This window comes from Carnobacterium sp. (assembly GCF_032094055.1).
GTDB lineage: Bacteria > Bacillota > Bacilli > Lactobacillales > Carnobacteriaceae > Carnobacterium_A.
The window spans coordinates 16,459-27,895 of the sequence record NZ_DAMDAK010000025.1; the positions used below are offsets into that span (position 1 = coordinate 16,459).

Genomic DNA, 11,437 nt, shown 5'->3' on the forward strand with positions numbered 1-11,437 from the left:
GAAGCAGAATGGATTGAATTTGAACACGCTGGTTTTGTTTTGATGGGACTATCAGAAAAAGAAGATTTTGATCTTGCACCGAAACCAATCCTTAGAGATGTCGTCTTAACAGAAGGTATGCAAAAACAGCCGAAAGTATTGTTAGCTCATCATCCAGAATTTTTTGAAGAATATTTGATGGATTTGACCAGAGCACCCGATTTGATTTTGAGCGGTCATGCTCATGGCGGTCAGTTCCGCCTGCCGTTTATCGGCGGTCTTTTTTCTCCCGGTCAAGGGAAGTTTCCAAAATACACGGATGGCGTCTACTATGATCCTGAAATACCGGGGAAACGCATGATTGTTAGTCGAGGAATCGGCAATTCCACTTTCCCGTTCCGTTTTAATAATCGCCCGGAAGTAGTAGTGGTCACATTAGATTAGAAAAGTTTTATTGGCAGTTAGATTAATAAAAGAAGCAAACTGTATTCCTTGCTAGTCAAGCGGATGCAGTTTTTTTTGTTGTGTAGGAATGATAAGTTTTTTTGACCTTGCAATCCTAATCTGACCTTTTCGGTTTTACCGAAAAGCACCTAATTTAAAGATTCTCTTCCTTAATTGAGTTACCGTGACATAAAGATGGGATTTTTCGATGGATATGTCACGCAAAGAGATTTATCGTGACATAAGGACAAGAACTTTCTATCGATATGTCACGTAAAGAGATTTATCGTGACATAAGTCCGCCATGGCATCTTTGATATGTCACGCAAACCGTTTTTTAACCGGATTAAGATTTAAAAAATTAAAAATTCTCCTTTAAGGTGTAAGTGTTTTCTTTTGAGTTTTGTAAAAGACTTCGTTAAACTGAGAGTAACACAAAGAGGAGCGTGATAACTATGGTAGAACGTTTATTAGATAGAATGCCTTTAAACAATGGTTATACTATACCAGGGATTGGCTTAGGAACAAGCGGCATGACAGGACAAGAAGCCGAAGATGCTGTGTTTTATGCTATCATGAAAGGTTATCGTTTAATTGATACAGCAGCTAGTTATGATAACGAAGAAGATGTTGGAAAAGCTATCAATCGGGCTGTTAGCTCAGGAATTTCACGTGACGAGATCTTTGTCATTACAAAAATCTGGAAAACCGATATGGGATTCGATAAAGCTACGCAATCCTTTGAAGACAGTTTGAAACGGTTAAATCAACCTTACGTAGATTTACTTTTGATTCATTGGCCGGATAAAGATGATGAAGTAAATCTTGAGACTTGGCGTGCATTAGAAGAAATTTATGCATCGGGACGCGCACGAGCTATTGGTGTTTCCAATTTTAAACGAGCTGATTTGGTACCTTTACTCAAAGAAGTCAAGGTAAGACCCGCTGTAAACCAATATGAAATTTATCCTGGTCATAGCGAACAAGATACCAATGATTTCTGTGACAGTGAAAATATTGTTTCGATGGCTTATAGTCCGATTAAAAGAGGGAAAATCAGCAAAGAAAATAAATTGTTGACACTAGCTGAAAAGCACAACAAAACACCTGAACAAATTGCGTTGCGCTGGAACATTCAACGAGATGTGATTCCGATTCCAAAATCAAGTCACAAAGATCGGATCGCAGAAAATGCAGATGTCTTTGATTTCTTCTTAGCAGATGACGATATGAATCTATTGAATAACCTTGATGCTAATCCAAAAGACAAAAATCGTTTAAGAGACAACATGCCTGGTACAGTGGAGCGTAAGAATAAAGGGCACAGAAGATAAGATGTAACAACAAAGGCTGTTTTTTTTCACAGTACACTTGTTATTAAAAAGGTAGGATAATTGTCCTACCTTTTTTGTCTGCATTTATTCATTTCAACAATTGCATATGGATAGGCAATTGTTGAAATGATAATTTGATTAGAAAGTGATATTCTTATTTATATCAATACACGAGGAGTGATGCCGTGGAAGACTTGAAAGGCAAGATTATTTTCGAATCGTTAAAGATTGATGCTGTTACGTGGTTTACTAGTTTCTGATGGCAGGTTTAATATAGTGAATCATCAAAGTCAATCTAGCATGGCAGTAAAGTTTGTGAACAGGATAGCAAATATACACAGCTTTAAATCAGGAAGGGCATGGAAAATTTCCGATACAGTAAAAACCGCTACCTCTCCAAATAATCTAAATAAGACATCGCTTAGTTTGGCAGGCATGCTATTCTTACATAGATTATTAGCTGGTTTTTTAGTACTTAAAAGAAACGTCCATCCCGCATAGATCGTTGTTTTCCTCTTTATCAGCATAGCCACCATAAGCCAATCCTGTGCTTGATAAAACCACACATCCCCGCATCACTTCAATCAATAATATAGGCCCTCAAAGAACCGTCTAGGCACAGTTGACTAGCGGTTTTTTTATGTATATAATTAAATGTAAGCGCTTTTATAATTAGGCAGTTCTTAAAAAAACTGGTATACTTTAATTATAAAGCAAGGAGAGAACATTAATTTTTGGTAAGAAAGGAGAAAAAACATGGTATTAAATAAGTTGCTGGATGCTTCTAGTTCTAGACGGTTGCAATTAGTTGAAGTGTTGCTATCCGATGACACGTGGTGGACCATTGACGAATTATCTCAACAATTGATGTGCTCGGGGCGCACAATTCGAGCGGACATTCAATATTACAATAGTAACCTGACCAGTGAGATCACTATTGAAACTTCTAAAAAACGCGGCATAAAACTGACGACATCCAATGATTTTCAAATGGAAAAAATTTATCAACGGGCTATGGAAAACAGTTTGAATTTTCAAATCATCAAAAAACTATTTGAGCTGGATATCCCCAGCATAGAAGATTTAGCTGAATTATTATATACCAGTATCTCCTCCATTATCAGAAGTTTAAAACAAATCAACAGCTTTTTAGCAGAATATAATCTGTGGGTTCAATCAAAACCAGTCAAAATCAGAGGATCAGAAAAACAAATCCGTTATTTTTATAGTGTATTTCTATGGGACTATTATTCTGCTGCATTTGATGAATTTCAACATCCTTTTCTTGAAATAGCCAATAAATATATTTATCTGCTTCAAGAAAAGGCCAAAGAACCTTTTTATTCACCATTGACTCAACATAAAACTGCTCTTTGGCTAGTAATTTGTTTAGAGCGGATAAAAAAAGGCTATATCATTGAGGAAAATTATGAACTGCCTGATTTTGAAGTGATCAAAATCAACCAATTATTTGATTCCCTCTCAGCTGAACTCCCATTTGCTATCCCTAAAAAAGATCGTAAGTTTATGATCTACCTCTATCAAAATTTTTATTGGCAATTTTACATTGAGCTGTTAAGCTCCGACTCTTTATTAACGAAATTATACGAAAACGTTAGAGATTTTATTGAAACTCTAAAGGAACGAACAGGGTATACGTTAGAGAACCAAGAAGATTTGATCGTCATTCTAATGAGTTTTTATTTCTATCGCGGTTTATTTAAGGGTGGCAGTCACATTTTGCTTAACCGTAGCCGAAATTTATTAAACAGCCTTAAACCAATCTTTTCTGTTTTCCCTAGAGTTGTAAAAGATGTGTTAAATAAAGGGCCTGATAATAGGTGGACACGTAAAGCCAAAGAAAACGAAGAAGAAATTATTTTTATGATGATCACCTCTTGGAAAGGCCTCACCTCACAAGTCATTCAAGAAAAAGAGCGAATCCAATTAGTCGTCATGTCTCAACAAGGTTGGCGGCATGAGTTGTTTTTGATAGACCTTTTAGAAGCAAGGTATCCTTTTGTTTTAAAAAGTTATGCTTTTACTGAAGCAATCTATCAAGAAGATAAAGTTCAAATGATTTTAACCGATTGCCAAGTGGAATTGACAAAAAAATGGATGGCACCGGATATTAAAGTGATTGGAATTGAAACCGTACCGAGTCAGCGAGATTGGAAAAAAATTCAGCAAGAGATCGATATAATTTTACTCAATCAGCAAACGCGCATTTGTGACGGAGCAGAAGGAACAAACAGCCATCAAAAGGAAGGAAAAGGAAAGCACGCATGAAAGGAAAACTCTTTCTGTTCATGTTCATGAAAATTTGTTATGATAAGAATGAAAAAAACGTTTTCTATTTTTATGCAAATTGAAAAAAGTCAGTACGATATTGAAATGAGCTGGAGGAGATCGCTATGGCATTACGTTTAGGAATTATTGGAACAAATTGGATCACCAATCAATTTGTAGATGCAGCAATTGAAACAGGTTTATATGAAATGGTAGGGGTTTATTCAAGAACGGTTGAAAAAGCCAAGTCATTTGGAGAACCGTATGGAGCAACTATTTTTGAAATAGACTTAGATGTGTATGCGCAACATCCAGAAATAGACGTCATTTACGTTGCATCGCCAAATAGTTTGCATTTTGAACAAGCTGTGACTTTGATGAAAGCCGGCAAACATGTCATTGTAGAAAAGCCGATGTTCTCGAATCCAACAGAATGGGAAGCAGCAGCAAAAGTTGCGAAAGAAAATAACGTCTTTTTATTTGAAGCTGCTCGTCATATCCACGAAGAAAACTTTAATATCGTCAAAAATGAAATTAAAAATATTGACAGTCCTCAGGGAGCTAATTTTACGTACATGAAATATTCTTCCCGTTACAGTCAAGTCTTAGCGGGACACGAACCCAATATTTTTTCTTTGACTTATTCAGGCGGAGCCTTAGCAGATTTAGGTGTTTATCCAATCTATGCAGCTCTTTCTTGGTTTGGTGTACCGGATTCAAGCCATTATTTCTGCACTAAGATCGCAACAGGAGTGGACGGAAAAGGAACCGCGATTCTGCGCTACCCTAATTTTGATGTAACGATCAATACTGGTAAGATCGCCAATTCTTATTTGCCTTCTGAGATTTACGGTTTAAACAAAACCCTTTCGATGGATGGCGTTACCGGCATCACCACCATTGAATTGATTGATCGTAAAACGGATTTAAAAGAAAATATTGCTCAAACGATTATTGCTAATCCGATGACAGAAGAAGCACAAGCTTTTGCAGAGGTGTTAAATAACCCGACTGATGAAAAACAATTGAAAAACTATGCCGAATGGCAAGAGTTAAGCCGCCAAGTCAACCGTGTATTGACGGATCTTCGCCAAGATGCAGGAATTGTCTTCGAAGCGGATAAAAAAGCTTAATTGAATTAAGAAAAGGTTTAAAAGAACAGAAAAAGGAGAAAATCTTAAAAGGATCGCTTACTTTTAGGGTTGCTTCGCCTTTCCTGTTCTTTTTTATTTTGCCGTTTCGCTGCTTTAGCTTTTACAGATTTTTTGGTATGATAGAAAGTAATGAACTGATCGATAATGGAAAATAGAGAAACGAGGACAGCATAAAATGAATGAACAATTAGTGCCTGCCTTACAGCAGTATTGGGAGAAATTAGAGTATACGACACCTTCTGCCATTCAAAATAAAGTGTATGAACCCTTAAAAGAAGGCCGGGATGTAGTGGGGATCTCTCCAACGGGAACCGGGAAAACAGTAGCGTATACCTTGCCTTCGATTGAACAGATTCAACCAAAATCCGGTGTACAGTTAGTGATTTTGGCTCCTTCACAAGAATTGGCAGTCCAAGTTGCAGCAGTCGTAAAAGAATGGGGCAAGCAGCTGGAATTAACGGTACAGACAATGATCGGTGGCGCAAATAAAAACCGTCAGATTGAAAAATTGAAAGAAAGACCAGAAGTGATTGTTGGAACTCCTGGCCGTATTTTGGAAATAGCAGAAACTAAAAAATTAAAACTGCACCAAGTCAAAACCATTATTTTAGATGAAGCCGATCAATTATTGCAACAAGAACAATTGAATACAGTCCGGCAAGTCGTCAGTAAATTACCTGGAGAACGCCAAATGGCTTTCTTTTCAGCTACGAGCAATGAAATCATGCAAGAGTTGCCTAAATGGTTCAATGTAGACCCTGAATGGATCGATGTGACCGATGAAGACCAATCAAAAGGAACAGTCGTCCATGCGTATATCGAAACACCCACTAGAAAACGGGTTGAGGTGTTACGCCGTTTAACACGTATGGAGGATTTTCGCGGGTTGGTTTTTGTCAATAACGTTGCAAATTTGACATTAGCTTTTGAAAAGTTGCAGTATGAAGGGATTTCAGTTGCCGTGCTGCATGCTGAAAAATATAAAACAGAACGCCAGCACGCGCTGCAACAATTCCGTGACGGCAAGGTCAAGCTGCTGCTGACGACTGACGTGGCTTCACGCGGTCTAGATATCCGCGGATTGCCGTATGTGATTCAATACGATTTGCCGCTGAATAAAGAAAGCTACATTCACCGCTCAGGCCGAACCGCCCGGATGGGACAAAAGGGAACGGTTTTAACTTTAGTTAATGAACGTGAATTACGTGAATTCAAAAAAATTATTTCTTCGTTAGACTTAAAACTTACCCCATTATTCCTTTATGGCGGAAAGTTGATTACCGAACGTCCGGAAGCGGAAGAAGCAACAGATGACGAACAAATGAATAAGTCAAAAGCAAAAGAAAAAAAGGCATCGACAAAATTAAAAACGGCTGAACCAACTACTCAACCAGCAGAGATGGCGAGCCCTACCAAGAAAAAGAAGAAACACCGCAAAAAGACAGATAAAAATAAAGGTGCCCGTAAAAAGAACAAACTTTAATAAGGAAAATAACGGAAGAAATTCCATTATTTTTCAACTAACCAAAGTATCCGGTTTCAGGAAGGAGTAGTTAGATCAGCATGCTGTCTCGTAAAAAAGATATTTTAGCGTATTTAGAAAACCAAATGGAACCTTTGCCGGCTAAGGAGATAGCTGAAGCATTAGCGTTGGACCGTGCAAATGTCAGTCGGTATTTGAATGAACTATACAAAGAAGAAAAAATTGAGAAAAGTAAAGGCCGCCCAGTTTTATACCAACTGAAATCCGGACAATTAATAAGAGAAGAAACAGAAGACCAGGGAGATGCATTTGATCAATTAATTGGGCATAGTGCATCCTTAAAAGTTATGATTCAACAAGCAAAAGCGGCAGTTTTGTATCCGCCGAGAGGCTTGCATACGATTATTTTTGGCGAAACAGGAACCGGTAAAACGCTCTTTGCCGAGTGCATGTACCAATTCGCTTTAGAAGCAAACGCTTTGCCGGCTGAGGCGCCTTTTATCTCTTTTAACTGCGCTGATTATGCCCAAAACCCGCAATTATTGTTTGGTCATATTTTTGGTGTGAAAAAAGGGTCTTATACCGGAGCAACAGAAGACCGTTCAGGCTTGATCCATCAAGCAGACGGCGGAATATTATTCCTGGATGAAATTCATCGCTTGCCGCCAGAAGGACAGGAAATGCTGTTTACTTTTATTGACAAAGGCGTTTACCGTCCATTAGGCGAAAGCAGCGAAACGCATACAGCGCAAGTGCAGATCATCGGAGCCACGACTGAAAATTCAGATGTTTTACTGGCTACATTCAACCGGCGAATTCCGATGACGATTACGTTGCCGCCATTAGCTGAACGAAGGATTGAAGAACGCTATGAATTGGTCGCTACTTTTCTGCAGCAAGAAGCACAACGCCTGAACCAAAAAATCGTAATCGAACGCGACGGCTTATTGGCGTATATGCTCTATCCGGCTGAAGCCAATATTGGCCAAGTACAACGTGATTTAAAGCTTGTTTGTGCTAAAGCTTTTCTGCATTACCGGACACATAAAACCGACTATTTGACGATTACGCAACAGGATTTGCCGTTAGCGGTACAAAAAGGCTTGTTGTTAGTGAAAGAAGCTCCTGAACGTTTGGACCGATTAGTTGACCGGCATAAATCTCATTTTTCATTTGTTCCAACCAGTCAAAAAATGGCGATCAATCAAGATGTGGTTTCAGATATGACAGTTTACAATGAAATTGAAGAGCGAGTAGATGAAGCGTTAAAAATGGGTGCTTTGGAAGAAGTGGATTTAGAAGGATTTATTCAAAAAAACCTGACGCATTATTTCAGCGAGTACCTTGAGCAGTTGTCATTATCTGATATTCATCAAGAACTGATTCCAGCCGATATCCGTAACTTGACCGAAAAATTATACGATTTCGCGGAAGAACATTTAAATCGGACATACGAATCGAAATCCCGTTTCGCTTTTGCCTTGCATTTGCAAAGTACACTTGAGCGAATCAAAGAACAACGACCCATCGTCCATCCTAATTTAAATGCTGTACGAAAGAAGTATTCGAAAGAATTTCAAGTAGCGATTGATTTATCCGCCATCATCGAAGAACAGCTAGCCATAGAAATTCCATTTGACGAAATCGGGTTTATCACCATGTTTTTAACGTTAGATATTGAAGAACCGACTCAAGTTATGACGGAACAGGTGGGTGTGATGGTCTTGATGCATGGCAAATCAACAGCCAGCAGTATGTTGGAGACGGTTCAGGATCTGTTAGACACGACAGTCGGAACGGCCATCGATATGCCGTTAACGATGAAAGTGAAAGATATGTATGAAATTGTACGCCAAACCATTGCAGCTAATCGTGAAACGTATCAGTATGGGATCTTGGTACTGACCGATATGGGTTCATTGAATGCTTTTGGCGATATGCTGGCTCAAGAATTAGGACTAGAGGTTCGGACCCTTTCGATGGCCAGTACACCTGTGGTTTTGGAAGCTGTCCGAATGGCTAGTGTGGGTCGTCCATTAGAAGATATTTACCAAAGCTGCCAAATGGCGATGGGAAATGCTTCGCGTCCGAGTCTAGGAACAGCGGCAGAAAAACAACCGGCTGTGGTGGTAGCTTGTTTTACCGGCGAGGGCGTCGCTAAAAGACTGGAAGAGCAGTTGAAAAAGGTGCTCAATCCAAACAGTACCGACATCATTCCTATGCAATTTTTGCAACTAGAAGATTTTATACGGCGTATTGATCAATTAAGTGAACAGCATACGATCAAAGCCATTGTGGGAACTGTACCGGTTCATCACCGGAATATTCCTTACTTTTCCGCTTATGAAGCTTTTGATGAGGAAAAGGTAATGGAAATCAAGTACCAAGTGGAAGAACTTTCTCTTGAACAAATGAGCCAGTCCTTGACCGGGACTTTAACACATGTAGGATCGGTCTATGAACTGATGGCTGCCTTGCAAAAAGTTGTACAAGAATTAGAAAAACAGCTGGGCATTCAATTGCTTTCTGGTGTAAAAACAGGTATGATCCTGCATTTAGCTTTCTTGATGGAGAGTCTAAATTCAAGCAAAGTTTTACGTCGATTCTCTAATGCTGATCAGTATCTAAGGCAATATGCTGCAGCAGCAGAGACAGTTAAGGCCGTTTTAAAACCCTTAGAAGAACAGTACCAAGTTACCATTTCTCAAGATGAACTAGCTTATCTGGTTCAAATGCTGATTGAAAACCAGCTTACGAGAAGTTGATATATGATTAAAGCTGCAGCAATTTTTTTGCTGCAGCTTTAATTTACACAAAATAAATTAGTGTGTAAGGTTATTTGCTTGTGTGTAAATGTAAACCTATACAGAAAACGCTGACAGATAGCGATTTCAACTCCGGAAAAGTTGGCACGAAACTTGCTTTATATAAAGTGTAGGAACAAATAAAATAGATGGAGTGATTAAGAATGACAGATAAAACAATTATGTTAGTATGTTCAGCAGGTATGAGTACAAGTTTATTGGTAACTAAAATGGAAAAAGCAGCAGAAGCAAGAGGCCTTGATGCAGATATCTTTGCAGTATCCGCAGCAGAAGCTGATCAAAACCTTTCTTCAAAAAACGTTGACGTTCTGTTATTAGGACCTCAAGTTCGTTTCATGAAATCTCAATTTGAAAAGAAATTAGCAGATAAAAATATGCAAGACTACGGAATGATGAACGGAGAAAATGTTTTAAACCAAGCGTTAGCATTAATCAAATAAGTAAAAGCAACAGGCGAAATGAAAGGAAGTTTTAATTTGGAAGAGCAAGAAAGTTTACAAACGATCATGGGTTTGATCATTAACGGTGGAAATGCTAAAAGTGATGCAATGGAAGCCATTCAAGCTGCTAAAACAGGAGACTTTGATTTAGCTGAACAAAAATTAGCGGATTCAGATAAAGCACTTGTGGAAGCACATCATTCTCAAACAGCTATGCTGACAGCAGAAGCTTCAGGAGAAAAAATGAACCTTAGTTTATTACTTGTTCATGGTCAAGACCATTTAATGAACGCTATCACATTCCGTGATATGGCTTCAGAAGTAGTAGACGTATACAAAAAAATCGCTGGCGTGACAGCAGAATAAAAAAAGAAAAGCAGGACAAGCCGTTTTGGCTCGACAGGAAAATAACAAGTACAACCCCGAATGAGCATACTGCGCAATGGGTTGTACTTGTCTTTTTACCGAGAGCCAGGGTTGGACTGCTAGACATTCCATTAGAAAAACTATATAAATCTTAATGCAGTAAAAGGTCTGAAAAGAGATGCATTCTCTTTTCAGACCTTTTTTTGTATGAAAAGTGCACAAAATTGACAGTGAAAGCGATTTCCAAGACAATAAAGTAAAGAAAAAAAACTAAATAAGCGAGGATGAGCAAAATGTTGAAAAATGGGTTATTTATCATGGCATTAGGCTTTGTAGCTCTTATTTTAGGATTGACGAGTGGAGATGAGCATCAGTCTATTACTTTATTGATTGGCATTTTATTGACCATTATTGGATTTGTGATTTATAACCAAGCGGAACAAAAAGAAGATTAAAAAGATGTTGTAAATTTTAAGCAGACTGAGTGAATCGATAGAAAGACCAAATCCTCTACTTAAATTAAAGGACGATTCAAAAAGAAAGCTTATCATTTCCTTTACTTTTTGGTAACAAAAAAATCGTATTTTTCTAGTATTGTTTGGTATATACAAAATATACCTATTTTTTAAGGAGATGACCCATGATGGCGATCATAATCTATTACTTGTTTTTTTCAAATTTACAACCCGTTATTGAAATTGACGAAAATAATGAACTTACTGTTGTCTGGGAAAAGCCAAAAAATACTAGTAGAAATAAAACATTTCATGAAAAAAATTGAATCTGTCAGCATTAGCAATAAAAAAAACTGACCCAAAAGGGACAGTTTTAAACGAATTGCAGATTTTTGAATCTGCCTTTTCGAGTTTGGACAAGTCTCCTATTTAAATCAGCGAGCTTGTCTATTTTTTTGTAAAGTCGGGTAAATTGATCTAAAAAAAAGAAATACAGCTCTAAGGTGACGATGAAGCCAAGAAATCACGAACCGTGAACGAATAGCCGAAAAAAGCTATGAGTTCGTCTCTCATATCCGATTTCTTGGACAGACAACCACCAACTAAAGTGAGTCTACTTGTTCACCGAATGGTCCTAGGGAGATTCGAACTCCCGGCCTAACGTTTAG

The 11,437-nt window shown here is 38.1% G+C and carries 9 protein-coding genes, 1 tRNA gene and 1 pseudogene (1 of these 11 cut by a window edge); 10 read left to right on the top strand and 1 reads right to left on the bottom strand.

Annotated elements, in window-relative coordinates:
• The 10 genes and pseudogenes from RT405_RS05660 to RT405_RS05705 all read left to right on the top strand — a co-directional run.
• Positions 1-423 (top strand): annotated as a pseudogene (locus tag RT405_RS05660) (metallophosphoesterase); the annotation flags it as partial.
• A gap of 455 nt (positions 424-878) precedes the next feature.
• Positions 879-1,757 carry an aldo/keto reductase gene (locus RT405_RS05665; protein WP_313468300.1) on the top strand — a complete coding sequence of 293 codons (879 nt, stop codon included), beginning with the start codon at positions 879-881 and terminating at the stop codon, positions 1,755-1,757.
• A gap of 756 nt (positions 1,758-2,513) precedes the next feature.
• Positions 2,514-4,046, top strand: a complete 1,533-nt coding sequence (locus RT405_RS05670) for a helix-turn-helix domain-containing protein (RefSeq protein ID WP_313468302.1) — start codon at positions 2,514-2,516, stop codon at positions 4,044-4,046.
• 125 nt (positions 4,047-4,171) lie between these two features.
• Complete coding sequence (locus RT405_RS05675; protein ID WP_313468303.1) at positions 4,172-5,179, top strand: Gfo/Idh/MocA family oxidoreductase; 1,008 nt, start codon at positions 4,172-4,174, stop codon at positions 5,177-5,179.
• A 196-nt stretch (positions 5,180-5,375) separates the two neighbouring features.
• The gene (locus tag RT405_RS05680; RefSeq protein WP_313468305.1) at positions 5,376-6,683 is read left to right on the top strand and encodes a DEAD/DEAH box helicase; all 1,308 of its coding nucleotides are present in this window, start codon (positions 5,376-5,378) and stop codon (positions 6,681-6,683) included.
• An 80-nt stretch (positions 6,684-6,763) separates the two neighbouring features.
• Entirely contained in the window at positions 6,764-9,448 is a 2,685-nt protein-coding gene (locus RT405_RS05685) for a sigma 54-interacting transcriptional regulator (RefSeq protein ID WP_313468307.1), read from the top strand.
• Positions 9,449-9,651: 203 nt separating this feature from the next.
• Complete coding sequence (locus RT405_RS05690; RefSeq protein WP_313468309.1) at positions 9,652-9,948, top strand: PTS sugar transporter subunit IIB; 297 nt, start codon at positions 9,652-9,654, stop codon at positions 9,946-9,948.
• Between the two features lie 18 nt (positions 9,949-9,966).
• Positions 9,967-10,314 (top strand): PTS lactose/cellobiose transporter subunit IIA, encoded by a 348-nt coding sequence (locus tag RT405_RS05695; protein ID WP_192987518.1) that lies wholly within the window; start codon positions 9,967-9,969, stop codon positions 10,312-10,314.
• Between the two features lie 293 nt (positions 10,315-10,607).
• The gene (locus tag RT405_RS05700; protein WP_313468311.1) at positions 10,608-10,769 is read left to right on the top strand and encodes a hypothetical protein; all 162 of its coding nucleotides are present in this window, start codon (positions 10,608-10,610) and stop codon (positions 10,767-10,769) included.
• 185 nt (positions 10,770-10,954) lie between these two features.
• Complete coding sequence (locus RT405_RS05705; RefSeq protein WP_313468313.1) at positions 10,955-11,095, top strand: hypothetical protein; 141 nt, start codon at positions 10,955-10,957, stop codon at positions 11,093-11,095.
• Between the two features lie 303 nt (positions 11,096-11,398).
• Here the strand turns inward: RT405_RS05705 and RT405_RS05710 are convergent.
• A tRNA-OTHER gene (locus RT405_RS05710) sits at positions 11,399-11,437 on the bottom strand (it continues 47 nt past the right edge of the window).